Origin of the sequence: Cytobacillus sp. FSL R7-0680 (assembly GCF_038009245.1) — a bacterium.
GTDB lineage: Bacteria > Bacillota > Bacilli > Bacillales > Cytobacillaceae > Cytobacillus > Cytobacillus kochii.
In genome coordinates this window covers 2,496,647-2,522,176 of record NZ_JBBPAO010000001.1, presented here as the reverse complement: position 1 = coordinate 2,522,176, position 25,530 = coordinate 2,496,647, and the positions used below count along the sequence as shown (strand labels likewise).

25 protein-coding genes and 1 pseudogene are annotated in these 25,530 nt (G+C 36.5%); 11 read left to right on the top strand and 15 right to left on the bottom strand.

What is annotated here, in order from left to right; all coding sequences use genetic code 11:
* The first annotated feature begins 17 nt into the window (after positions 1–17).
* Genes MKY26_RS12475 through MKY26_RS12465 form a run of 3 tightly spaced genes read left to right on the top strand, consistent with a single transcriptional unit; the run spans position 18 to position 4,871 of the window.
* Complete coding sequence (locus MKY26_RS12475; RefSeq protein ID WP_095372137.1) at positions 18–1,046, top strand: sugar phosphate nucleotidyltransferase; 1,029 nt, start codon at positions 18–20, stop codon at positions 1,044–1,046.
* Complete coding sequence (gene glgA, locus MKY26_RS12470; protein WP_307316614.1) at positions 1,043–2,494, top strand: glycogen synthase GlgA; 1,452 nt, start codon at positions 1,043–1,045, stop codon at positions 2,492–2,494. The genes MKY26_RS12475 and glgA overlap by 4 nt, the downstream gene beginning before the upstream one ends.
* On the top strand, positions 2,484–4,871 hold the full coding sequence (locus MKY26_RS12465) for a glycogen/starch/alpha-glucan phosphorylase (RefSeq protein WP_322910389.1): 2,388 nt from the start codon (positions 2,484–2,486) through the stop codon (positions 4,869–4,871). Before glgA ends, MKY26_RS12465 begins: the two co-directional genes overlap by 11 nt.
* A gap of 133 nt (positions 4,872–5,004) precedes the next feature.
* On the opposite strand, the gene MKY26_RS12460 is transcribed toward MKY26_RS12465, so the two are convergent.
* Together MKY26_RS12460 and MKY26_RS12455 are read right to left on the bottom strand one after the other, a co-directional pair.
* Entirely contained in the window at positions 5,005–5,871 is an 867-nt protein-coding gene (locus MKY26_RS12460; protein ID WP_180316942.1) for a dimethylarginine dimethylaminohydrolase family protein, read from the bottom strand.
* 323 nt (positions 5,872–6,194) lie between these two features.
* Positions 6,195–7,124, bottom strand: coding sequence for a 1,4-dihydroxy-2-naphthoate polyprenyltransferase (locus MKY26_RS12455; RefSeq protein ID WP_095372140.1), 930 nt, complete (start codon positions 7,122–7,124; stop codon positions 6,195–6,197).
* A 259-nt stretch (positions 7,125–7,383) separates the two neighbouring features.
* On the opposite strand from MKY26_RS12455, the gene MKY26_RS12450 reads away from it, so the two are divergent.
* The 5 genes from MKY26_RS12450 (at position 7,384) to MKY26_RS12430 (ending at position 13,873) form a co-directional block, all read left to right on the top strand.
* Positions 7,384–8,790 (top strand): isochorismate synthase, encoded by a 1,407-nt coding sequence (locus tag MKY26_RS12450; RefSeq protein ID WP_341097786.1) that lies wholly within the window; start codon positions 7,384–7,386, stop codon positions 8,788–8,790.
* On the top strand, positions 8,787–10,538 hold the full coding sequence (gene menD, locus MKY26_RS12445; protein ID WP_341097781.1) for a 2-succinyl-5-enolpyruvyl-6-hydroxy-3-cyclohexene-1-carboxylic-acid synthase: 1,752 nt from the start codon (positions 8,787–8,789) through the stop codon (positions 10,536–10,538). Before MKY26_RS12450 ends, menD begins: the two co-directional genes overlap by 4 nt.
* Complete coding sequence (gene menH, locus MKY26_RS12440) at positions 10,538–11,353, top strand: 2-succinyl-6-hydroxy-2,4-cyclohexadiene-1-carboxylate synthase (RefSeq protein WP_307316627.1); 816 nt, start codon at positions 10,538–10,540, stop codon at positions 11,351–11,353. Before menD ends, menH begins: the two co-directional genes overlap by 1 nt.
* A gap of 109 nt (positions 11,354–11,462) precedes the next feature.
* The gene (gene menB, locus MKY26_RS12435; protein WP_095372144.1) at positions 11,463–12,284 is read left to right on the top strand and encodes a 1,4-dihydroxy-2-naphthoyl-CoA synthase; all 822 of its coding nucleotides are present in this window, start codon (positions 11,463–11,465) and stop codon (positions 12,282–12,284) included.
* A 101-nt stretch (positions 12,285–12,385) separates the two neighbouring features.
* Positions 12,386–13,873, top strand: a complete 1,488-nt coding sequence (locus MKY26_RS12430; protein WP_341097775.1) for an o-succinylbenzoate--CoA ligase — start codon at positions 12,386–12,388, stop codon at positions 13,871–13,873.
* 31 nt (positions 13,874–13,904) lie between these two features.
* On the opposite strand, the gene MKY26_RS12425 is transcribed toward MKY26_RS12430, so the two are convergent.
* The 5 genes from MKY26_RS12425 to MKY26_RS12405 all read right to left on the bottom strand — a co-directional run bounded on the left by MKY26_RS12425 (position 13,905) and on the right by MKY26_RS12405 (position 17,531).
* On the bottom strand, positions 13,905–14,381 hold the full coding sequence (locus MKY26_RS12425; RefSeq protein WP_340976119.1) for a DinB family protein: 477 nt from the start codon (positions 14,379–14,381) through the stop codon (positions 13,905–13,907).
* 41 nt (positions 14,382–14,422) lie between these two features.
* Positions 14,423–14,872 (bottom strand): GNAT family N-acetyltransferase, encoded by a 450-nt coding sequence (locus tag MKY26_RS12420; RefSeq protein ID WP_095372147.1) that lies wholly within the window; start codon positions 14,870–14,872, stop codon positions 14,423–14,425.
* On the bottom strand, positions 14,865–15,857 hold the full coding sequence (gene rsgA, locus MKY26_RS12415) for a ribosome small subunit-dependent GTPase A (protein ID WP_341057102.1): 993 nt from the start codon (positions 15,855–15,857) through the stop codon (positions 14,865–14,867). The genes MKY26_RS12420 and rsgA overlap by 8 nt, the downstream gene beginning before the upstream one ends.
* A gap of 318 nt (positions 15,858–16,175) precedes the next feature.
* Positions 16,176–16,325, bottom strand: a complete 150-nt coding sequence (locus MKY26_RS12410) for a DUF1540 domain-containing protein (protein WP_095372149.1) — start codon at positions 16,323–16,325, stop codon at positions 16,176–16,178.
* A 234-nt stretch (positions 16,326–16,559) separates the two neighbouring features.
* Positions 16,560–17,531, bottom strand: coding sequence for a metal ABC transporter solute-binding protein, Zn/Mn family (locus MKY26_RS12405; protein WP_341097762.1), 972 nt, complete (start codon positions 17,529–17,531; stop codon positions 16,560–16,562).
* A 211-nt stretch (positions 17,532–17,742) separates the two neighbouring features.
* Here MKY26_RS12405 and MKY26_RS12400 point away from each other — a divergent pair, with 211 nt between their 5' ends.
* Positions 17,743–18,306, top strand: coding sequence for a beta-class carbonic anhydrase (locus tag MKY26_RS12400; protein ID WP_095372151.1), 564 nt, complete (start codon positions 17,743–17,745; stop codon positions 18,304–18,306).
* A 1-nt stretch (position 18,307) separates the two neighbouring features.
* On the opposite strand, the gene yidD is transcribed toward MKY26_RS12400, so the two are convergent.
* Complete coding sequence (gene yidD / locus MKY26_RS12395) at positions 18,308–18,550, bottom strand: membrane protein insertion efficiency factor YidD (protein ID WP_095372152.1); 243 nt, start codon at positions 18,548–18,550, stop codon at positions 18,308–18,310.
* 153 nt (positions 18,551–18,703) lie between these two features.
* On the opposite strand from yidD, the gene MKY26_RS12390 reads away from it, so the two are divergent.
* Positions 18,704–19,177 (top strand): S-ribosylhomocysteine lyase, encoded by a 474-nt coding sequence (locus MKY26_RS12390; RefSeq protein ID WP_095372153.1) that lies wholly within the window; start codon positions 18,704–18,706, stop codon positions 19,175–19,177.
* Positions 19,178–19,534: 357 nt separating this feature from the next.
* Here MKY26_RS12390 and MKY26_RS12385 read toward each other — a convergent pair whose 3' ends face one another.
* The 5 genes and pseudogenes from MKY26_RS12385 to ytzI all read right to left on the bottom strand — a co-directional run bounded on the left by MKY26_RS12385 (position 19,535) and on the right by ytzI (position 23,578).
* Positions 19,535–20,254: an alpha/beta fold hydrolase gene (locus tag MKY26_RS12385; protein ID WP_322910379.1), complete on the bottom strand. Its 720-nt coding sequence runs from the start codon at positions 20,252–20,254 to the stop codon at positions 19,535–19,537.
* A 41-nt stretch (positions 20,255–20,295) separates the two neighbouring features.
* Positions 20,296–21,350 (bottom strand): annotated as a pseudogene (locus MKY26_RS12380) (IS1595 family transposase).
* A 149-nt stretch (positions 21,351–21,499) separates the two neighbouring features.
* Complete coding sequence (locus MKY26_RS12375; protein ID WP_341097752.1) at positions 21,500–21,841, bottom strand: hypothetical protein; 342 nt, start codon at positions 21,839–21,841, stop codon at positions 21,500–21,502.
* 78 nt (positions 21,842–21,919) lie between these two features.
* Positions 21,920–23,371: a cardiolipin synthase gene (gene cls, locus MKY26_RS12370; RefSeq protein ID WP_095372155.1), complete on the bottom strand. Its 1,452-nt coding sequence runs from the start codon at positions 23,369–23,371 to the stop codon at positions 21,920–21,922.
* A gap of 33 nt (positions 23,372–23,404) precedes the next feature.
* On the bottom strand, positions 23,405–23,578 hold the full coding sequence (ytzI, locus tag MKY26_RS12365) for a YtzI protein (protein ID WP_095372156.1): 174 nt from the start codon (positions 23,576–23,578) through the stop codon (positions 23,405–23,407).
* 135 nt (positions 23,579–23,713) lie between these two features.
* Here ytzI and MKY26_RS12360 point away from each other — a divergent pair, with 135 nt between their 5' ends.
* Complete coding sequence (locus tag MKY26_RS12360; RefSeq protein WP_095372157.1) at positions 23,714–24,151, top strand: Dps family protein; 438 nt, start codon at positions 23,714–23,716, stop codon at positions 24,149–24,151.
* A 129-nt stretch (positions 24,152–24,280) separates the two neighbouring features.
* Here the strand turns inward: MKY26_RS12360 and MKY26_RS12355 are convergent, their stop codons facing one another.
* Together MKY26_RS12355 and MKY26_RS12350 are read right to left on the bottom strand one after the other, a co-directional pair.
* Positions 24,281–25,045 carry a hypothetical protein gene (locus MKY26_RS12355; protein ID WP_341097745.1) on the bottom strand — a complete coding sequence of 255 codons (765 nt, stop codon included), beginning with the start codon at positions 25,043–25,045 and terminating at the stop codon, positions 24,281–24,283.
* A 173-nt stretch (positions 25,046–25,218) separates the two neighbouring features.
* Entirely contained in the window at positions 25,219–25,455 is a 237-nt protein-coding gene (locus MKY26_RS12350; RefSeq protein WP_095372158.1) for a DUF6154 family protein, read from the bottom strand.
* Positions 25,456–25,530: the final 75 nt, after the last annotated feature.

The following is a 25,530-nucleotide window of genomic DNA, read 5'->3' as shown; positions in this document are numbered from 1 at the left end:
TACTGGGGGGATATTGATTGAATAATCGTTTATTAGGAGTCATTGATGCGACAACTTATCATAAGGGACTGGATGAGTTAACCCTTCATCGTTCTTTAGCTGCTGTTCCTTTTGCTGGAAGATATAGACTAATAGATTTTATTCTCTCTAATATGGTCAATTCAGGAATAGAGAGTGTGGCGATTTTTCCGAAATATCAATACCGATCTTTGATGGATCATCTAGGATCGGGGAAGAACTGGGATCTAGATAGAAAAAGAGATGGTCTTTTCTTCTTCCCATCACCGATGATTGATAGTTCAAATAGTGGGATTGGTTCATTTAATCATTTTGTCGCTAACATTGATTATTTTTATCGTAGTTCACAAGATTATGCATTAATTGCTAATTGCTATACCGTTTGTAATATTGATTTCTCACCAGTTTTACAGCGACATATTCAATCTGGCTGTGATATTACGTCAATTCAACAGCTAAATCAACCTTTAGAAATGTATTTGGTCAAAAAAGATCTTCTAATAGATATGATTCAAACTCGGAGACAAACAGGTTATACATGTATAAGTGATATTATGGCTGATATCCATCAGCCTTACACAATTTGTCATTATGAATATAAGGGGGAGGCAGTAACTATCGATTCTGTCCAATCTTATTTTCAAGCGAGCATGGAACTACTAACCCCCGATGTCTGGAGAAATTTATTTTTAAGAGATTTTCCAATTTATACAAAAGTAAAAGATGAACCGCCAACAAGATATCTAAATGGTTGTGAAGTAAAGAATTCTATTGTGGCCAACGGTTGCCAAATAGAAGGAAAAGTAGAAAATAGTATTATTGCTAGGGGTGTAAAAGTCGGTAAAAATACGATAGTAAGAAACTGTGTGATTATGCAGAAATGTGAGATTCAAGAGGGATGTGTATTAGATTCTGTTATTTTAGATAAAGATGTGAAAGTAGAAGAAGGAACCTACTTAACAGGCACACAATCGGTCCCTTTTGTTGTTAAAAAAGGGTCAATTCAAGGAGCGTTGATGAATTCGTGAAAGTATTATTTGCCGTCTCAGAATGTGTCCCTTTTATTAAATCAGGTGGATTAGCAGATGTCGCAGGTTCGTTACCGAAGGAATTAACGAAACAAGGGACGGAAGTAAGAATAATATTACCGAAGTATGGGAACATCCCTGCCTTATATAAGAATAAGACAAAAAAGATAGCCGAATTCGTAGTCGCTGTTGGCTGGCGCAATCAATATTGTGGAATTGAAGTGCTCGAGTTAAATGATATTACTTTTTATTTTGTAGATAATGAATACTATTTTAAGAGAGAACAATTATATGGTTACGATGATGATGGTGAGCGATTTGCTTATTTTAATAGAGCTGTATTAGAAGCACTGGCACAGCTCGACTATTATCCTGATATTATTCATTGCCATGATTGGCATACAGGCATGATTCCTTTTTTATTAAGAGTTCATTATCAAAAAAGAAGTGGGTATGAATTGATTAAAACAGTCTTTACGATTCATAATCTACACTTTCAAGGTGTCTTCCCTAAAGAGGCCATTCATGATTTGTTTGGGTTGGGGTTTGAGTATTATCGTGAAGATCAATTAAAGTATTATGATTGTATTAATTTTATGAAAGGTGCCATAGTAGCAGCTGATCAAATAACAACTGTAAGTCCTACGTATAGAGATGAGATTCTAACAGATTATTTTGGTGAGGGATTAAATGGTTTGTTACAGGAAAGAAAGGACCGTTTAATTGGGATATTGAATGGAATTGATGAAGACGTCTATCACCCAGAGAAAGATGCGACGATTTATCAAGCATTTCATCCAGAGCAATGGCTATTAAAGAAGGAAAACAAGGCATATTTACAAAAAATATTCGATTTAAAGATAGATCGGAATACCCCCATTGTGGCTATGATCACAAGGTTAACAACACAAAAAGGTATGGACTTAATAGAGAGAGTATTCCATGAAATGATGCAAGAAAATGTGCAATTTATTCTTATTGGCACAGGCGATGTAGCGTTTGAAAATTTCTTCAGAAGAATGGAAGCTAATTACGGGGAAAAATGTAAATGTTATATTGGGTTCAATGAAGAAGTTGCGCATCAAGTATATGCGGGTGCTGATCTATTTTTGATGCCGTCTAAGTTCGAGCCTTGTGGATTAGGTCAACTCATTGCGATGAAATATGGTGCCATTCCTATAGTAAGAGAAACAGGAGGGTTGAATGATACCGTACAGTCTTATAATGAGAAGACAGGTGAGGGCTGGGGGTTCACTTTTAAAAACTTTAACGCACATGATATGCTCTATACTTATCGTCGAGCACTAGCATATTATCGGAACCAACCACTGTGGAGTCAATTAGTTATAACTGCTATGGAAAAAGATTATAGTTGGGCACAATCCGCTTTTAAATATAATCAATTATATTCAGATGTGATCTCTAGGAGTGAGAGCCATGTTTTCTAATACAGAAGAATTTAAAGAGGCATTTTTAAAGAAGCTAGAGATGACATGCGGAAAAAGCTTTGCTGATAGCACAGAAAAAGATCATTACTATACATTGGGCTTATTAATACGTGAGTATGTAAGTACGGAATGGATTAATACCAATGAGCGTTACAGGATAGACCAAGTAAAGCAGGTTTATTATTTGTCGATAGAGTTTTTATTAGGTCGACTACTTCGAAACAACTTATTAAATTTAGGGATAGAGCAAGTGGTGTCTGCTGGGTTGCAAGATTTAGGTATCGAATTAAGCTCTTTAGAGGAAGTAGAATCAGATGCAGGATTAGGTAATGGAGGTTTAGGTCGATTAGCAGCCTGTTTCCTTGACTCATTAGCTTCTCTTAATTTGCCTGGCCATGGTTGTGGGATTAGATACAAGCACGGGTTATTCGAACAAAAAGTGGTTGATGGATATCAAGTAGAACTACCCGATCAATGGTTAAGGAATGGTCATGTCTGGGAAGTGAGAAAGGCAGATTTATCAGTTGAAATTCCGTTTTGGGGAGAAGTAGATATACGTGAAGAAAATGGCAGACAAGTGTTTCAACACATCCATGCTGAAAGAGTAACTGCAGTACCATATGATATGCCAGTCGTCGGGTATCATACTGAAACGATTAATACACTTAGGTTATGGAGTGCAGAGCCAGTCCGTTATCCTACCAATCAAGATGTCTTAAAATATAAAAAAGAGACTGAAGCAATATCTGAGTTTTTATATCCTGATGATACGCAAGATGAAGGCAAGATACTGAGGTTAAAACAACAATATTTTTTAGTTCGTGCAAGTCTTCAGTCGATCATACGCTCATTTAAACGACAGCATAAGGATATGAAGGAATTCCATCAATATATTAGTATTCATATTAATGATACGCATCCAGTATTAGCGATTCCAGAATTAATGAGGATATTAATTGATGAAGAAAAGCTTGGTTGGGATGATGCCTGGGAAGTAACTACACAAACAATCTCTTACACTAATCATACGACCTTATCTGAAGCACTGGAAAAATGGCCAGTTCGCATTTTCCAACCGTTATTACCAAGAATGTATATGATTGTCAATGAGATCAATGAACGGTTCTGTGCCAAGCTTTGGGAAAAGTATCCTGGCAAATGGCAGCATATCGAAAACATGGCGATTATTGCTCATGACCAAGTAAAAATGGCTCATTTGGCTATTGTAGGTAGCCATAGTGTAAACGGAGTGGCTGCACTCCATACCGAGATATTAAAATATCGAGAAATGCATTCATTTTATCAGTTTTTTCCTAAGAAGTTTAATAATAAAACAAATGGCATTACGCATCGTAGCTGGTTACTTAAATCTAATCAGTCGCTTGCTGATTTAATAACAGAAAAGTTGGGAGCGGAATGGATTCGTGATCCAGAGCAAATGGCATTATTATTAAAATATGAAAATGATACAGACTTGTTAACGAGACTTGCTGATATTAAACACGCAAATAAAGAAAATCTTGCCCATCGTATTTTTACCCAAACAGGAATAAAAATTGATACCCATTCCATATTCGATATTCAAGTAAAGAGACTACATGCATATAAGAGACAACTATTAAATATTTTTCATGTCATGTATTTATATAATCGAATCAAAGAAGATGAGAGTTTTAAAATGCACCCCCGTACATTCATTTTTGGTGCGAAAGCTTCTCCAGGATATTATTTTGCTAAGAAGGTAATAAAGCTTATTAATACTGTTGCTAAAAAGGTAAATCATGATCCTAAAACAAATGAATACCTTAAGGTGATTTTCCTTGAGAACTATCGGGTATCACTGGCAGAGGATGTTTTTCCTGCAGCAGACATTAGTGAGCAAATTTCGACGGCAAGTAAAGAGGCGTCTGGAACTGGAAATATGAAATTCATGATGAATGGTGCGATTACTGTTGGAACGATGGATGGTGCTAATGTTGAAATTCATGAGCGCGTAGGTGATGAGAATATTTTTATCTTCGGTTTACGCTCTGATGAGGTCAATCATTATTATGCTCATGGTGGCTATCAAGCGACTGAATATTATCATCATGATCATCGAATTCGGCAAGTAATGGACCAGTTAAGAAATGGTTTCTTTCCTGATGTATTTGATGAATTTGAACCCATTTATGATTCTCTAATTATGGAAAATGACCAATATTTTGTTTTACGTGATTTCTCTAGCTATGTTCATATTCAGGAAAAAGCGGGGTACGCTTATGAAAAACAGGAGAAATGGCGGAAAATGAGCCTTAACAATATCGCTAAATCGGGTTTCTTTTCCAGCGACCGAACAATTAATGAATATGCTCAAGGGATATGGGGGATTAAATAGATAAAAAAAGCAGGGGTGCAGTTCATACACACTTCTGCTTTTTATTTATGTTGGAACGTATAAGCACTATATTATAAATGCTAGAGAAAACGGAGGGAGTCTCTATATTTATTCAATCAACCGCATTTGTTCCTCAATCAAAATAAGCTGGGTCTGTTAAACGTAATAGGGGCATTGTGCAACAGCGGAAGGCACCACCGGATTTTATGATTTCAGAAATATCTACTTCGATTACTTCGAAGCCTCTTTGACTTAGAGCTCGATTTACTTGTGTATTGATTGGTTGTGAGAATACTTGTCTATTACCTACAGAAAGGACATTTGTTCCTAGTGTGAACTGTTCTTCCTTAGAGACCTCAATAATGTCATATCTTGAATATAAATATTCTTCTACTTTTTTATCCATTTGTCCTGGATATAGGAGTGCTTCTGTAGGAGATAGCACGTTAAAGATACAGTCTAAATGTAAAAAGGATTTAGTAAATGGTACTGGTAATACTTTCATATGTGGTAATTTAGATTGTAAATATTGAATACCAATCGTATCGGAACGGTCACTTTGTCCAATATAAACGGTATCTTGATCGATAATGACATCTCCACCTTCAACATGACCATGTTTTATATTGTTATAAGATACATTATGGGATTTTAACCACTCTTGTAAAATATCTTCTTCACCATGTCTTATTTTTGTTGCCATCGCAGCGATAAATACAGTGTCCCCAAGGGTGAAACCAATGTCACGCGTAAACACTTGTTCAGGATAGTTTTTACCTGGAGGTAAAAGTACGACCTCAATCCCTAAATCTTTTAATTTTGCAACGAATTGTTGATGCTGAATGATGGCTTGCTCCACATTAAAGCCTTTATCAGAATACCTTCTTTGTGTTTCATTGATTTGATTCTCAATATTCATGTAGGTTGGTTCGCATAATACGACAGTTTTTAAACGACCATACTCGGTACTACATTGTGCTTTATACTGACTATCCAGCATCTTTCATCCTCCTTACAATCTTTAGTGAGATTTCGTCCTTTGTATCTATTCCTATTTAGCATCTTACATGGGTGAATTCAGGATGTATTAAGTTTTCATCTTGATTATTAGGTAGTTTCACTGCAGCTTTTCTTATAATATGACCTAGTTCAAATACTTTAGTCGCTTTCTAGATGTGCCGTTGTTGGTTAAAATAAGTGAAAAATTGCGATAATTATTCATTTATTTTATCATCTTATGGTACGCTAAGCAGAGATTGAATGCTAAAAAAGTAGGAAAAAGCGCCTTATAAGTAAAAGGCGCTTAGCAAAGTGCTACTGATTTTATAGAATATATCCGATTAATAATCCTATAGAAAGTAGTAATCCAAATACAGTGTTTGTTTGGGCAGTATTTTTCATTGCTGGGACCATCTCATATGCAATCGTCTTGCCTTTAAAGCCTTTAATGGCATTGATTGGTTTTGGTGCACTTAGTACCACGAGTGCAAGCCATGGTGAAACAACTTGCATTACAATTAAAATAAATACCCATATATAAGAAACGATAAACATGGTTGCTAATAATTTTACGGCTTTTGGACGTCCGATTAAAATAGCTAATGTTTTTCGACCAAATTCCTTGTCCCCATCTAAGTCTCGAATATTATTAGAGAGCATAATACCTCCAACTAATAAAAGACTAGGAATGGCGACAAGAACACTTGTCGTAGTTACTGTGCCAGTTTGAATAAAAAATGAGATCAAAATAAGTAACATACCCATAACAAAACCAGAAATAATTTCACCAAAAGGTGTATAGGCAATTGGTAATGGCCCACCTGTGTATAAATAGCCAATAGCCATACCTAGAAGTCCAACAGCTGCTAACCACCAACTGCTATTCATGCAAATATAAATCCCTATCAAGATGGAAGCGCCGTATAACCCTAAAGCGGAGTTAAGCACTACATGTGGTTTAATCCCTTCTCTAACAATTGCTCCACCAATCCCTACAGACTCAGCTGTGTCATTGCCGCGTTTGAAGTCATAATATTCATTGAACATATTCGTTGCAATTTGAAGGAAAAGACTAGCAACCATCATGGCGATAAAAAGTCCGGCATCTAACGACGTTTCATAAATAGCCAATGCGCTACCTAGTAGTACAGGAACAAAGGCAGCTGTTAATGTATGTGGACGTGTTAATTGCCACCAGATTTGCCATTTCTTCTTCGTAGAATGTGGCGTGTTTATATTAGGTTGTGTTTGCACTTTTTAGTACCTCCAATTAAGTCAAATAAAACAAATCACTTTCTTAAGTTTAGGTAATGTCCTATTAAGTGTCAATTGAATTTTGAAAGAAGCGAAGGAGGATATTTCCTACTAAAGAACGAACAGTGCTTATTTTACTCAAAATAATATATAATAAGGAAGTGTATTGATTGGAATGATTGACAGCATTTAAGCAAGAGGTGTATCTTTAATGAATGAAGAATAGCAGCTGACTGTAGCTGTTATTGGAGGGATTTTTTTGTTTACTTTACAGCACACAGAATTTAAAGAAGGGTTTATTAAAGCGTTATCGAAAGCACAACGAACGAACCATGATATTTTATTTAGTGAGGTTTGTGAGATAGATTGCATAGACCCTTTAGCTTTTTTTGGAGCAGGAAAAAAGACAGAACTAGGTGATCGGTTTTTTTGGACAGGTTCTGATAATGAGGTTGTAATAACTGGTGTTGGTATTAACTATTTATTTCAATCGGATCAGACTACTGACCGCTTTTTTTATGTGCAAAAAAAGTGGCAGTCATTGCTTGATGATGCAATAATCCATAATTCATACTCAATCGACGCGATTGGTCCAACATTATTTGGTGGATTCACTTTCGATCCTCTGAAAGAAAAGACCAAATTATGGAGTCAATATAAGCATACAGATTTTCATCTACCGCAATATATGTGTACTATTACTGGTGGTCGTGCTTTTTTAACAACGAATATGCTTGTTCATCCACACGATAGAGAAGAACGTATTGAGTATATGTTAGAGGAACGTAGGCAATTATTACAAAATGCTAAAGTATTACCTACGGGGATAAATAACAAGGTGATTGCCCAACATGAGGTGGCGTCTAGAGAATGGAAGAAAGCTGTCGCACAAGTAGTAGATGAGATGAAAAAAAACGTTATACAAAAAGTTGTTTTGGCGAGAGAAACGAGACTTACTTTTGCTCATCCTGTACAAATTGAAAGCGTCCTACAAAATCTTTTAGACAAGCAAAGAAACAGCTTTATCTTTGCCTTTGAGTCGGGGTCCGATTGTTTTATTGGAGCGACACCAGAACGGTTAGTGAAAAAACAAGGTCATACGCTTTATACGACTTGTTTAGCGGGCTCAATGAAAAGAGGAGAGACAAAGGAAGAGGATGATGTTCTCGGGAAAGAATTATTACAAGATGAAAAAAATCTCCAAGAGCATCAATACGTTGTAGATATGATTCGTCAAGCGATGGAAATGGTAGGTACAGAAGTCGAATTACCTGAGGGTCCGCAACTTTTAAAATTAAGAGATATTCAACATCTTTATACACCAGTTATTGCAGCAGCTAGTAAGGAAGGGTCGCTCTTGGCAATTATAGAAAAACTGCACCCAACACCAGCTCTAGGTGGAGTTCCGACAGAAAAAGCTATAGAAGTCATTAGGGGTTTAGAGATTTTGGACAGAGGGTTATATGGTAGTCCAATTGGCTGGCTTGATTACCAAGGCAATGGCGATTTTGCAGTGGCATTGCGATCAGGATTAATACAAGGTAATGAGGCTTCGATCTTTGCTGGATGTGGTGTTGTGAAAGATTCTGAAGTTGAAAGTGAATTTCAGGAAACGAAAATTAAGTTTAGACCAATGTTATCAGCGCTTGGAGGGGGACTGAAATGAGCCATCAACAGGCTTTAACTAAATACATTGCGGCTTTCATTTCTGAACTAGTAAAAAATGGCGTAGAAGATGTGGTCGTCAGTCCTGGATCTCGTTCTACGCCCATGGCTATGGTAATGGCTGAGCACCCAGACCTTCAAGTCCATATCCATGTTGATGAACGTTCGGCAGCTTTCTTTGCTCTTGGAATAGCCAAAGGGACAAAACGTCCAGTCGCCATTTTATGTACTTCGGGTACAGCAGCAGCAAATTACTATCCTGCGATAATCGAAGCGTTTTACTCTCGAGTACCTCTACTTGTCTTTACTGCAGACCGCCCTCATGAACTAAGAGATATAGGCGCGCCACAAGCTATCGATCAAATTCAAATGTACGGAAAACATGTCAAATGGTTTGCAGAAATGGCACCACCTGAAAATGGGCCTTCGATGATTAATTATGTCCGTACGGCTGCTGTAAGAGCAGTTGCTACTGCGAAGAGAAATCCAGAAGGTCCTGTTCATATGAATTTTCCGTTTAGGGAACCGCTTATTCCTGACCTAAACGATCCGGAGATTTTCCTTAGCTCTTCTAGAGAACAAAAGTATATGACAGTGTCACCATCTATTTTAACAGTGGATGATGCCCAATTTGATACTATTGCGCAAACTGTTTCAACATATAATAAAGGAATGATTATCTGCGGACCTATGGATGATGCGGACCTTTCACATAAGATTGTTGAACTTGGAAAAGCACTACAATTTCCGATTATTGCTGATCCACTTTCACAATTACGCAGTGGATGCCATGAACAAAGCCAAATCATTGATGCATATGATGCCATTTTGAAAAGTGAGACAGCGAAAGTTGAGTTGCAACCTGAGTTAATCATTCGTTTTGGCGCGATGCCAGTATCGAAACCGTTGCTACTGTTTATGAAGCAGTATCCAGAAACGCGTCAATTAATTGTCGATGGTGGAGGAGGCTTTAGAGATCCCTCATTGTTATCAACAGATATGATATATTGTGATGAGAAACAATTTTGTGAAGAACTGATTCTTCGTGCCAATACTTTTGCTATTAAAGAGAATGGCTATCTTACTTTATGGCAGGTCGTTAATGAAGTGGCAAAAAAAGAAATGGTAAAAGTATTGGAGATTGAACAACTCAATGAGGGAAAGATATTTGCCCAATTAGGTCAGTTACTGCCTGAAGAGTCTACGATTTTCGTTGGGAATAGCATGCCCATTCGGGATTTAGATAGCTTTTATTTTATTAATAACAAATCTATGAGGATTTTAGGTAATAGAGGAGCAAATGGTATTGACGGTACAATTTCCACAGCGCTAGGCGTGGCAATGTATACACAACCACTTTATCTAATTGTTGGAGATTTAACCTTTTTCCACGACTTGAATGGGTTGATTGTTAGTAAAATATACCATATTCCTATTACGATTATTGTTATTAATAATAATGGCGGAGGGATTTTCTCTTTCTTACCACAATCAGAACACCCGAAGCATTTTGAATTATTATTTGGTACGCCATTGAACATAGATTTCTCACACAGTGTAACAATGTTTGGTGGAGATTATATAAAGGTGGAAGACTGGCAGCAGTTCTCGGAAGCAATTGCGACGGAGACATCTCATTTAAAGGTAATTGAGGTTATGACCAATAGAGAAAATAATGTAAAAGAGCATCGGAATTTGTGGGAATCTGTTTCCCGGGAAATAGATAAGAGAATAAAGGACGAAGAGTAATGGACTTTTTCTACAAAAACGTGAAATATCATGTCGAAACTTTCGGTCATGGAGAACCAATCATGGCACTTCATGGATTTACAGGTAATAGCAACGGTTGGCAATTTTATTCAGAAATAATATCTGATCGAACAATCATTGCACCGGATATTATTGGTCACGGACAGTCAGAATCACCGGATGATATTTCTCATTATCAAATTGAAGAGCAAGCGGCTATGCTAGCACATTTAATAAACCTTATGAAAATAAGTAAAGTTGATGTAATTGGTTATTCAATGGGTGGGCGATTAGCCATTACCTTTGCTCTGCTTTTTCCAGAAAAGGTCCATCGCCTGATCCTTGAGAGTACAACACCAGGAATTGAATCTATTGAAGATAGAGAAATACGTATTAAAAATGATAAGAAAATCTGTCAATTGATTAAAGATAAAGAAATAGAGGGATTTGTGAATTATTGGGAAAACATTCCTTTGTTCGCAAGTCAAAAGAAATTAACAGCACATAAGAGAGAGCTGGTACGTACGCAACGTCTGAGAAATAGCCCCCAAGGGTTAATAAACAGTCTTATTGGGATGGGTACTGGTGCGCAACCTAATTGGTGGACAGCGATAGCTGAGCTTCAGATGCCAGTCCTTATTTTGACCGGTTCAATCGATCAAAAGTTTTGTACGATTGGTGAAGAAATGTCTATGCGTATTCAACGTGCTACACATCAAACGATTGAAAAATCAGGCCATACCGTTCACCTTGAAAAACCTTTACAGTATGTAGATGAAATAGAGAAATTTTTATTGGAAACATCAACCTATTAGAAGAAAATGATGAAAAAAGGTGTGTTTTTCGTCAATTATTGCTAAAATATGATAGGAAGCACTATTAAAATTACAAAATGAGTTAGTAATATAGAAGGAGGACTTCGAAATGTCAGCAGTAGAATGGGTAGCAGGCCGTAAATATGAAGAAATTCTATATGAAACATATAACGGTATTGCTAAAATTACAATTAACCGTCCGCACGTACATAATGCATTCACTCCGAAAACTGTAATGGAATTAATGGATGCATTTGCATACGCACGAGATGATTCTAATGTAGGTGTAATCGTTCTTACAGGAGCAGGGGATAAAGCTTTCTGTTCTGGTGGGGACCAAAAAGTCCGAGGACATGGCGGATATGTTGGAGATGACCAGATTCCTCGTTTGAACGTACTGGACTTACAACGATTAATTCGTGTCATTCCTAAACCTGTTATTGCAATGGTAAAAGGTTATGCTATTGGTGGTGGACATGTTCTTCACGTTGTTTGTGATTTAACAATTGCTGCAGATAATGCTGTATTTGGTCAAACAGGTCCTAAAGTTGGAAGCTTTGATGCTGGTTACGGTTCTGGTTACTTGGCACGTCTTGTAGGCCACAAGAAAGCGCGTGAGATTTGGTTCTTATGCCGTCAATATAACGCACAAGAAGCTTTAGATATGGGACTAGTTAATACAGTAGTGCCACTTGAAAAAGTAGAAGAGGAAACGATTCAATGGTGTGAAGAAATTCTATCAAAAAGTCCAACTGCGATTCGTTTCTTAAAAGCTGCATTTAATGCAGATACTGATGGTCTAGCAGGCCTTCAACAGTTTGCTGGAGATGCAACACTTCTTTACTATACTTCTGATGAAGCAAAAGAAGGAAGAGACGCATTTAAAGAAAAACGTGATCCGGACTTTGGACAATTCCCACGTTTCCCTTAATGAAATGATAAAATGAGCAGCTTGATGGGATAACCATCAAGCTGTTTTGCCATTGTTTCTTTTTAGGATTCGTTGTGACTATATTAAAGAAGGTGTCTGTTTTGTCTAATCAAGAGATGCAAAATTTTATTTATAAAAGGTTTCTATCTACACCGAAAAGAGAAGCATTTTATTACGAAGGAAAAAGTTATACTTTTGAAACCGTTTATCATGAGGCATATCGGTGGGCTGGTATCTTATCAGCTAAAGGAGTAAAGCAATCACAATTCGTGGGTGTACTGCTTAAGAACAATCTTCAATCGGTTTTCGTTTTATTCGCTTTGCAACTTCTTGGCGTTAAAGCGGTAATATTGAATAGTAGATTAACGAGTAAAGAAATCATTTGGCAACTACAGGATTCAGGGTCTGTTTTTTTTATAACTGAAGATGCTTTTAAAAAAGTTAGAGCTGATGTTGAAATGGAAGTATCATCCCTTCGTTTACTTGTGAAAGAGAAAATCATGGTTGATGATTTCGAGGAGCCTATGATAGTAAGTGAAGTCCAATTAGATCATATTTGCACAATTATGTACACGTCAGGCACGACAGGTCATCCAAAAGGTGTGATGCAAACTTACGGTAATCACTTATGGAGTGCTGTTGGCTCAAGTTTGAACCTTGGATTAAGGGATGATGATGTATGGTTATGTGCTGTCCCGTTATTTCATATAAGCGGTTTCTCCATTCTTATGAGAGGACTCATATATGGTCATAAGATTGTACTACTTGATAGTTTTGATGCGGATAAAACGATAACACTGATTCGTGAGCAAAAAGTGACCATTATGTCTGCAGTCAGTACGATGTTGAAAAAAATGGTAGAACGTTTGCAACAGCAGCCGTTGCACGATTCATTTCGCTGTATGTTACTTGGAGGGGGACCGGCATCGCGTGCACTATTAGAAGATTCCGTTTCTTGTGGTATTCCGGTTTATCAAACATATGGGATGACAGAGACATCCTCACAAATCGTAACATTATCACCTGAGGATAGTATTAAAAAGTTAGGTTCGGCTGGTAAAGCCTTATTTCCTTCTCAAGTAAAGATATGTCGAGAGACTGGTGAAGTGGCAGAGGCGAATGAATCTGGTGAAATTTTTGTTAAAGGGCCGAATGTAACAAGTGGTTATTTAGGAAAAGATGAGGCAACTGCTGAAAAAATTCAACAAGGTTGGTTAGCAACAGGGGATATAGGCCTTCTAGATGAAGATGGCTTTCTTTATGTGCTTGACCGTCGCTCTGATTTGATTATTTCAGGTGGAGAAAATGTGTATCCTGCTGAGGTAGAAGGAATTGTTGCAGCACATCCAGCTGTTGATGATACAGGTGTGATAGGTATGAAAGATTCCACATGGGGAGAAGTGCCGGTAGCATTTGTTGTAATTAAGAAAGACGCAGAAGTTTCTCATAAAGAGCTCGAGGAATATTGCCAAGAAAAATTAGCGAAGTACAAAATTCCGAAGAGATTCTTTATTGTCGATCAAATTCCAAGAAACGCTGCTAAAAAAATCTTGCGAAGAGAACTAAGAAAAATGGTACAAGCATTTTAAAGGAGAAAATCCGAACGATTGTTCGGATTTTCTAATGAGATGACTTTATTAATTTCTTCAAATAAGCTATCTGTCCTATATGGTAAGCGTTGTGTGAAGTGACATTGGCAATGATTGCCCACCAATGGGCTGTAACAGGAAATCCTTCGACATATTGATCCAATAATTCATTGGTTGTTAGGAGTTTTTGCCAGTGTTGTAACTTAACTAAGAGTGAAGCTTTTAAATCTGAAAAGTTTTTTCCCTTAGGAACGAAAAAGCTCCAATCGTTATTTTCGATTCGTTGAACTGTCCCAACATTATTTTCTTTAAAGCGAATATGCCAAACTTCATTCCAGTAAATGAGATGTTGTGTAATTTCGGCTATGCTATGACTTTTATCGTTTGGCTTCATAAACGCTTCTTCTTCACTAATTTCATCAACCGTTTGCAAGAAGGGGGTATACCAACTAGGATCGTCTGCATTTGCGGCTAACTGATCTAATAATACTTCTATCGCCTCAGCCATTCATCTTCCTCCTAATGAATTTTCACTTTATGCAAAAGCTATTATTCGTTTATGGACAAAATATAAGCCGTTTCTTTGCCAAAATGATGTCCACTATTAATGAAGCCCACCGCTTTAAACAGAGCAATACTAGCATGATTTTCACGATGAATACCTGCAATAATAAGTGGTTTTCTAGCTAACTGTTTCATTTCTGTCACGATAAGTTTTAATGCTTGCTTGGCATATCCCTTTTGTTGATGACTATCACAAATCATAATACGATAAATCCAATACCCATTCAGTTCTTCTAGCTGACGATTATACATAACAAAGCCAATGATTTGCTGATTTACTGTAATCGCATAGGTTTGTAAAGTTGGTTCAAACTGTTGTTGAATGATAGAGGTAGCATTACTTTCCACAAATTTACTCTGCTCTGTTGTAACATGTAATGATGCAACTTCGTACCAATTCTCTTTTGTGATTGCAGTTAAATGAATTTCACTCATAACGTGCACTCTTTTTCTTATTCGTTGTTTTCATACGTTTCTTTTCTTGTTTCGCACGGCGTTTCTCGAGCATGATTAACTCTCGTTCTAGTTTAAAGTAGCTGCTAAGCCTCTTCTCAGTTATTTTTCCTTCATCAATTGCTTGTTGTACGGCACATCCCACTTCTTTATGATGAGAGCAGTTTCTAAATTTACATTGCTCACTTAGTGCTTGAATATCTGTAAAGCTCTCCCCTATATTTATATCATCTTCCCAAAGTTGAAATTCACGCATACCTGGTGTATCGACGATATATCCGTCACCTAATTGAATTAATTCCCTATGGGTTGTGGTGTGACGACCTTTCTGATCATCTTCACGAATATTGCCCACCTTCATCCGTTCCTCATTCGTTAGTAAGTTAATAAGTGTAGATTTCCCCACACCAGATGATCCCACAAATGTACCAGTTTTGCCTCCAATTAAGTAATCTTTAATGACCTCTACAGATTCAGGTTGAAACATACTAACCATTGTGAAGTCGACGCCAAGTAGTAATAATTGATCCAAAATCCATCCTTTATCTTCACAAAGATCAGCTTTTGTTAAGACAATAATAGGTAAAGCTCCAGAATGTTGTGCTGCAACTAAATAGCGCTCGATTCTTGCTATATTAAAATCTTCGTTCATGCTTGTAACAATGAATAAATAATCAATGTTAGTAGCGATAATTTGTTCCTTCACAGCAACTCCGGCAGTTTTTCTTGAAAACTTGCTCTTTCGTGGTAAAACTTCTTTGATCATTGCTTTATCTTCATTTGGTAATTGGTGAAACACAACCCAATCACCAACCGCTGGATAGTCTGCCTCATGTTGAACTTGAAAGTGATAGTTGCCAGGGAGGCTAGCGGGTAAAAAGGTTTGCTCTTTTGTCAATATTTTGTACATATGGTTATAGGCGATAGCAATTCGCCCGATGAGTTGTTTTTCATGCTTTTTTTTCAAATTCTTTTCCTCCATTTTTGTGATAAATAAAAAACCTTATGACCCGCAATTAAAGGATCATAAGGTTTATCCGCACATAAATGAAAGAAATGAATAATAGGGTATTAACCTATTTCCAATGAGCATGATAAATATGAAAACTTTAATTGCTTCGGTATGAAAAAGTCAATTAGATTCATCATGCTCACCTACTTTCAATATTTAGTAGCTTTAGTATATAATGCTATTTGAAAAATAGCAATAATTATTTTTTTTAGAAAAAGGAAGGCGCCTTTATATGTACGAAAATTACATATAAAAGCGTCTATAGGCTATTTCTTATTGAGGTTCAAATGTTTTACAGTCAGTTTCCTTGCTCGTAGATGCCTGGTCTCGATGGCTGACTACATAAATTTGATCAGCACCACATAGATTGCCTTTTTCCCAGAAAGTACAATTATTGACTTCACACAATACATCTTTTGCCATCATTTTCACTTCCTTTTAGAAAAATCTTCAGATGGGTTTCACCATCATCACTATTCTTACCATAATTGGCTGATGATATAATCATAAGTTTTTTCAAAAAAAGGGAGAGTAAACTAATTATCGCTAACTCAGATATAGGTAGTTACATGCTTTATTAGTCCGAAACCTAATACAATTTCCTCTTAAAGAAAAAATAAGAACCAAAGCATTTATTTGCTCTGGTCCTACTATTAGTTAGTTTAAACCTTTTTCCAGGTTATCAATATTTCTTTCCATTAATGTAAAATAGTTTTCTCCTTCATTAATATCTGCTTCAGTTAAGACAGCAAGATTATGAAGCTGTAAGCTCTCGGCACCGATTTCAGATTGAACGATTTCAGTTAATTTAGAGCTAACATTTTGTTCGAAATAAATCGTGTCTAAGGTATTTTCATTTGCTGTTTGAATAATATTTTGCAATTGTTTTTGGGAGGGTTCACTAGATGTGCTAAGCCCGGCCACACTTATTTGTTCTAATCCATAACGCGATTCCCAATAACCATAGGCTGCATGAGAAACGATGAATTTGTTTTTATCTGCATTTTCAACCATTGAAGTAAAGTTATCATTTAATTCATTAAGTTCTTCATTTAGTTTATCAAAGTTTGCAGTAAATTCTTCTTCATGCTCTGGAAGGGCAGTAATTAATTGTGTTTGGATTTCCTCTGCTAATTGCTGTCCGTATACTGGATCAATCCAAACATGGGGGTCAACATCGCCATGATCGTGACCATCATGACTATGACCATCATGGTCGTGATCATGTTCATGATCATCGTGTTCGTGCTGCTCTGTTTTTTCTATTGCAAGATGTTCCCCAGCGGCAACCATTTTAACGCCCTCATTACTTAAGATATCTTTCGCTTGATCAACAAATCCTTCTAAACCAAGGCCCAAATAGATAAATAAATCAGAATCGGCCATTTTAATCATGTCCTTTTGTGAAGGTTCGTAAGTATGTTCATCAGAACCGGGAGGGTAAACAGTTTTTACATCAACAAGGTCTCCACCGATTCTTTCTGTGAAATATTGTAATGGGTAGACTGTAGTATAAACAGTTAAAACTTCTTCTGATGATTGTGTTGTCTCCTTGTCACTCGCTGTTGAATTTGAGCATGCAGCAAGGATGAAAATAAAAGGAATAAGTAAAATAGATAATTTCTTCATATGTTTCTCCCCTTAATGTATCAAATCGTATTTATTACGATTTATTTTTCATATTAATACGTAACCGTTCCGATTCACATATGTAATCATACAAAAACTAAATCGAAAAATCAAGTATAAAATTTGTTAAAATGGATACTATTTTGTATCATAAAAGAAGAGCAAGCGATTTAACACATATTTAACAATATACGTAGTGGAGATGAAAATAATGAGTCTTTTACAAGAGGTATTAGCATTTAATAAGGAGTTTGTGGAAACAGAGCAATATCGTGAATATGCCACAACGAAATATCCAAACAAACGAATGGTTATTTTAACATGTATGGATACAAGATTGGTGGAACTATTACCGAAAGCATTAAATGTAAAAAATGGTGATATAAAAATCGTCAAAACAGCAGGGGCACTTGTGAGTCATCCATTTGGCAGTATTATGAGAAGTATTCTCGTTGCGCTGTATCAATTAAAAGCAGACGAGGTGTTAGTTATCGGTCACCATGATTGTGGGATGAGTGGCATGAATGCCAATGCAATGATTGAAAATATGAAGGAAAGAGGCATTTCAGAAGAAACAATTTCTACTTTGAATTATTCCGGTATTGATATTGAGAGCTGGTTAGAAGGCTTTAATAAAGTAGAGGACAGTGTCGCACATAGTGTAGATATGATTAAGAACCACCCGCTGATTCCAGCAGTACCAGTACATGGTCTTGTCATCGATCCTAGTACGGGCAAACTGGACTTAGTCGTGGATGGATATGAGAAGAAATAAGTTATTTGCTTTGTTTGCGAGTTGGCCATTCTTCGGGCACGAAATCAACCCCACCAGGATGGAATGGGTGACATTTTAAGATTCTTTTAATAGTTAAATATCCGCCCTTTATTGCACCAAATCGTTTAACTGCCTCTAATCCGTAATTGGAACAAGTAGGGTAAAAACGACAAGTAGGTGGCTTGATGGGTGAAATGGCTACTTGATAGAATTTAAAAAATCCAAGCATGATTTTTTGTAACATATGGACCTTCCTTTGAAAAAAGTTGCTCTTTTAGCACCAAGATATCATATAATAGGGTGAAAAGTCCAAATCATTGACTATATATTTAAAGTTGATGAAATTAGTCGGATTTTATAGTATAATAAAGGCAATGATGATAAAGGAGTGTATTTTATGCCATCAGTTGAAAGTTTTGAATTAGACCATAACGCTGTCAAGGCTCCATATGTGAGACATTGTGGCGTGCATAAAGTAGGAACAGACGGAAAGATCAACAAATATGACATTCGTTTCTGTCAGCCAAACAAAGCGGCTATGAAGCCAGATTCTATTCACACACTTGAACATTTACTTGCGTTTAACATTAGAACACACGCAGAGAAATATGATCATTTTGATATTATTGATATTTCGCCAATGGGTTGTCAAACAGGCTACTATTTAGTTGTAAGTGGTGAGCCAACAGTAGAAGAAATTATCGACCTTTTAGATGCAACAATGAAAGATGCTGTTGAAATTGTAGAAATACCAGCAGCAAATGAAAAACAATGTGGTCAAGCGAAGCTACACGACCTAGAAGGTGCAAAGAAGTTAATGAAATATTGGCTTTCTCAATCAAAAGAAGAATTAAAGCAAGTATTTGCTTAAGTGGTTCTCCTTCCATCATATTTGATGGAAGGTTTTTTATTTTTACTGAAGTGATTTGTTACTTCACCCACGCAAACAGAAAGTATAAACCTTCTCTGAACCAAGAGCCAGTTTAAATCTAAAGGACGAAGAGAAATTAAATCTGTCACTCGTATAAATGAATATCCACTCCAGTTCTTACAGGTCATTTCCTTTTCAACTCTTATTTTTATTCTTAAGCTATGTTAAATGATAATGTTGATATTATAAAATATACAAGGGAACTCTATATTCGCTAGGAGTTCCCTTATTCCGTATAAGTTCAAGAAGATTAAATAACTCATCAACTTTCTAACCAGAATGTAAATTATATTACTTTTACAGACTGATAATCTTGTTAAGAAATGTATGTAAAGTTTTAGTATATAAATCTGGTTGTTCCCTATGTACCAAGTGACCAGAAAAAGGAATAACAGATATATTAATATTATAATTTAATTGCTTGTAGGTTATAGCGGCGGAAACTTCTATTTCTTGCTTTTCGCCAACAATACATAATGTTGGGATTTTGATATCAGATACATCACCTGTTTTATCAAAGGGGTAGAAATCTTCATCATTGAAAGATTGAAGTAACAATTTCCAATCACTTTCTCCGTGAATTTCGTTTAAGAATGCTACGGCTTCTTCGTTATTAAACAATTGTTCATAGGATGCAGCTTCTTCTCTTGAAAGTTCTGTCCAGTTATCAGGCTCTACTGGAAATATCCCAGAAAAGCTGAGAGACTTAACCTTATTAGGATATACTTTAGCAAAAAGCAAAGCAGCGATTCCACCTATTGAAACTCCTGCAATATGACATTGTTCAATATTCAGAAATTCCAAGGTATCATTTAAATCTTTGACACAACGATTAAAGTAATTATCGATTTCTCCAACAGACTTTCCGTGTCCTCTTAAATCAGGTCTAATTACTTTAAAGTTCCTAGCTGAAAAGTATTCACTTTGTTCCTGATACTCGGTCAAGCCAGTCATTCCTCCAGAGTGAATGAGAACTAAGGGTTCACCTTCACCTGTAATATTTGTATGTAAAATCATATAATCCCTCCACCTCTTTGTTTAATTAATATGTCCTATAACTAAATACGCTTCGTTACCCATTTGGAAAATTCTGATAAACTAATTTTATCATAGGCAGCATCCGTTAAAAACAGACAACTTTCAACAATTATCTTGCTAACCGTCGTGTCGTCATTTCGATGTTTAATTTGGTCTAGAAATTGAAACCAACTCCAATAATGGTCGAGTTATTGCGTTGCCACGCCATTAAACCGATTTATCCAGCCCTTCAAACGACTATGATAACTATTCACATTTTCGATATGATAAACGCCTCGGACACGTTCTTTTCCATCAGATTTAAACCTATAGTGCTCAAACGTCTTTTTCTTTTGCGTAAGTCATAAATACCCGCCAAGCATAGGTACATAGAACATTTGCAGGAGACAGTATAGTGCCAATTGCCTCTTCCAGTCGGGGTTTTACAATTCGACCCTGACCAACGACCTTCGAATACGTTGCCTTCTGACGTGCTCTTGCAACCAATACACAAACTTGTTCTTTACTAATATCTCGTTGTGAAGACGAACCACCTCGTTTACGTGCATTTCGACCATCAATTTTGCGTTTCCCTTTTTCTGAGTACAGAAAATAAGTCTCATCCATCTCCACGATACTTTCAAATCTGTCAAAATCATTTGTTTAATAGCTGAAAGGAGCTTGTGTCTATAGAACAAAGTTACATAGTGAACCCCTAAGAGTTCTGACGATTTCCGAAGTGAGTAATCCTCTATCATACACTGAACGAACTCCAACCATTTGTGAGGATGGTGAGTACCGTGAAGAGGAGTATTCGTTAGGTTAGTAAATATCTTAGCACAACCTTGCAGCGGTATCGTTGGCGTACAATTGTGCGAGTACCCATTTTCACGTTGTATTTTCCGAACCGAAATGCGTTATTGGAATCGCAATGAGAACAAGTGAATCCGTCTTTATGCTTCCGCTCTGAAACCTCTTTATATTTAGTCTCACTAGCGGTATAGGAAGCTAAGGATGTAACAATGAACTCTTTCCGGCGGTATTGGTCTGCTGTACTAAACTTTTGGATTTCTAGCATGATGTCCTTCAATGCCATTCTAAACAACTCGCTCTCGTCTTATTTTACGTTCATTATAGAACAAGAGTTCTTTTTATTCAGATATCAATAGAGTTATTTAACATAGCTTATTCTTAAAAAAATTCTATGAAAAAACTCATTTTTTCTATTGAAAATTAATCTATATTTTATAGAGATACTGGAGGAATAATTTCAGTTAACAGCAAGATGAAAAATATAAGTCCGATAAGAAAAAAAGTGAGGGAAGCGAAAAAGAATGGTCCTCGTCTAAATATAGTTGGTGGTTCTACAAATGGTGTAAAGCCCGTTTCTGCACGAGTTTTAGCATCTTGTTGCTCCTTGATGTAAGGGAGCCCTCCAGAAAAGTAAATGCTTGTGATAAGAAATACAATGCCCGTAAAGAATATGACTTCAATAAAGGGCACAGAAAACTGAGAAGAGAGAAAATAAGTGATACCTGTTTCGATGGCAAAGGTAATGAGGAAAATAGTCCAAAACTTTATCTTCATCAACAAGACTCCTTTTTTATCCATATATTCCTATTTTATGTTATAGATCACCATAAATCTATACAAAAAACCACCGACTCACAGAATCGGTGATAGTAGGCGCGATATAGATTCCTTGAACTTAATATAAAAGGAACGGTTATTGTAATCATCTAATGTAAGGTTACGTGATACTCTTACATCATTATAGAAGCTAGCTGCTACTTCCTCAGCTATCTTGCGGTCATAAATAAAGGCATTGACCTCAAAGTTGAGCCTAAAGCTTCGAACATCGATGTTGGCTGTCCCAACAGATGCAATTTCATCATCAATTACGATTGTTTTCGCATGAATAAAACCATTATCATAAATTAGCACTTTTGCTCCAAGTTTTAATAATTCGCCAATGTACGAATAGGTAGCCCAATAAACAAACATATGGTCAGGTTTGTTAGGAATCATAATTTTTACATTCACACCTGACAAAACAGCTATCCTAAGCGCATCAACAACACTAGCATCAGGTATAAAATAAGGAGTTTGAATAAGGATGGTTTCTTTTGCGGACATAATCATTTTTATATAACCAAGTTTGATTTGTTCGAGTTCGTTATCTGGTCCACTTGCTACAATTTGCATAGGGATACGTCCCTTTGTAGTGATAGGGGGATAATACTCCGGTAAATAGTGAATATCATGACGATGTGAAGCTTGATTCCAGTCAAGTATAAAGCGTGTTTGTATCGCATAAACTGCGCTTCCTTCTATCCTTAAATGTGTATCTCGCCAATAACCGAATTTCTTATTTAAACCTAAGTATTCATCTCCAACATTAAAGCCACCAACATAGCCAATTTTGCCATCAATAATTACTAGCTTGCGATGATTACGATAATTTAACCGTAAATTAATAAAGTGGAATTTAGAAGGAAAGAACGCCTCAACCTCTCCACCAGCCTCACGTAAGCTCTTAAAAAACCGTTTGGTTAAACTTCTTGATCCTAAATCATCATATAAAATGCGGACCTTCACACCTTCACGGGCTTTTTTATTCAGAAGTGTGATTAGCCTTTTGCTTAATGCATCCCTTCTTAAGATATAGTATTGCAGATGGATATGGTCAGTAGCGCCTTCTATATCTTTAAATAGGGCATCGAACTTGTCTTTGCCATCTGTATACATTTGTATAGCATTATCTTGCGTAAGTACAGCATCATTATTTACTAATTGCATATGAATGAGGTCATAATGATTTTGAACTTGCTCATTCTCTGCAGGCAAACTGCGATTATGAAGCGCTGATATTTGCATTTTGAGCATTTCATCAATGCCTATTTTCTTACGATCTTCCCATTGAAACATTTTCTTCTTTTTGGAGAAGTTTTGTCCGAATAATAAGTAAATGGCAAACCCGAGTAGCGGGATAAAGAACAAAACTAGTAACCACGCCCATGTGGATGCGGCGTCTTTTCGTTCAAGAAAAATAACGACAATGGCAAGAATCATATTTAAAAGGTAAATGAGTCCAATAAATATGGAGTAAATATCCATAGAAGTGCAGATTCCTCTCAAAAAGTATTAGTGTTACTTTATATCCTTGTCCTCTTGATTGGGTGCCTTATCCTCTTCTGAAAGAGGTTTCGGTAGAGGATCTACGGTATGTTTGAATGTGTAAGCTTTGGATGTTGTCATTACACTTAAAATAAGGATTGTAAAGACAATAATAATTGATATCATAATGACAATAATATAAGTCATAAATAGTCTCCCCCTTTACAAAAGCTATTTTACCATTTCTCTCTTTTAATCTGAACTAAAATATCTTTCCTTATCCGATAGTTATGTGTTTGAAAATTGGATAAGCGGGTATCTTATAAGTGGAGGTTGATAAATATGAGCGAAAAATTAATCCAATCAGTAAACAAACAAGTAGCAAACTGGACTGTAATGTATGTGAAGTTACATAACTACCATTGGTATGTTAAAGGAAGCAACTTCTTCGTATTGCATGAAAAATTTGAAGAACTATATAACGAAGCTAATGACCATATTGACGAATTAGCGGAAAGAATACTTGCTTTAGGTGGAAATCCTGTAGCAACAATGAAGGATTGCTTGGATACGGCTTCTATTGAAGAAGCAACAGGTAAAGAAGACGCAAGAGACATGGTACAATCTGTATGGAGTGACTTCGATAAAATGTTAGATGAACTACAAGAAGGTATTGAACTAGCTGATGAAGCGAAAGATGAAGCCACTGGTGATATGCTGATTGCAGTTAAACAGAGTGTGAAAAAACATAACTGGATGCTTAAAGCATTTTTAGGATAAGCGGAAAAAGATCTCTTTTAAGAGGTCTTTTTTAATTTTGGGAAATATAAAATGTGCAGGAAGAGACGATATGAAAGAATGTGGAATATGAAAAGAGCCGAATGAAAAGGAAATCTGAAATTGCGAACTTTAGTGGGCTGAAAAGAGCCGAGAATAGTTGTTAAACTGGAATACGAACACAAGAAAGTGTAAAGAACTTAGAACTCCAGCATTGATCCGACTAAACTGTGGATTTCTGTCGAGATGAGTAGGGGTATGAGTAGTTGCCCGACTAAACTTTGTTTTTCCGTCGAGATGAGTAGGGATATGAGTAGTTGCCCGGCTAATCTTTGTTTTTCCGTTGAGATGAGTAGGGATATGAGTAGTTGCCCGACTAAACTTTGTTTTTCCGTCGAGATGAGTAGGGATATGAGTAGTTGCCCTACTAATCTTTGTTTCACCGTCGAGATGAATAGGGATATGAGTAGTTGCCCGACTAAACTTTGTTTTTCCGTCGAGATGAGTAGGGATATGAGTAGTTGCCCGACTAAACTTTGTTTTTCCGTCGAGATGAGTAGGGATATGAGTAGTTGCCCGACTAAACTTTGTTTCACCGTTGAGATGAGTAGGGATATGAGTAGTTGCCCGACTAATCTTTGTTTCACCGTCGAGATAAGTAGCGATTCGTTGAAATGCCCGACTAAACTGTAGATTTTCGTCGAGATGAGTAGGGATTCGGGCAAATGCCCGACTAAACTGTGGATCTCCGTTGAGATGAGTAGCGATACAAGCAGTTGCCCGACTAAACTTTGTTTCGCCGTCCAGATGAGTAGCGATTCCATCATCTGCCCGACTCAACTCTGCATCCCCATCCTGATGAGTCGTAATTCCATCATTTATTTGAATCAATATCAAGTGAGAGAAGACCAAGATGCTTCTAACATGCCACTAATTAATTTGGCAAATATAGCAAGTTAAATGGGTGAATATTCAGCTTCACTTTTAAACATGCCACCAAGTTTATCCTTATTTCCCCAATCCACCACTTTCTGTAACATGCCACTTTTTTATCAGAAGCCTATGTAGACTCAATGATAATTTTGAGGCTTTGTAAAATCACTTTCTGCAAATTTTCCTTTAAGGGATTCAATAACATAAAGCCCCATTAAATTATATAGTTCTTGGTTATCCAGTTCTTCAATTAATGTAAGGATATCTTCTCGGGACATTTCCTCTAAGAAAGCAAACGTAAGCATATCAATATCTTCTTCGTCACCTGTAAGCTTATTACGATAATAGTCGTACAGTTCATCAATAATTTTCATTATTTGCACCTGCCCATTTTCATCTTATTTTACGTTTAGTATATGTTAAGTTCATGGTTTTGCTCATTTTTCGTA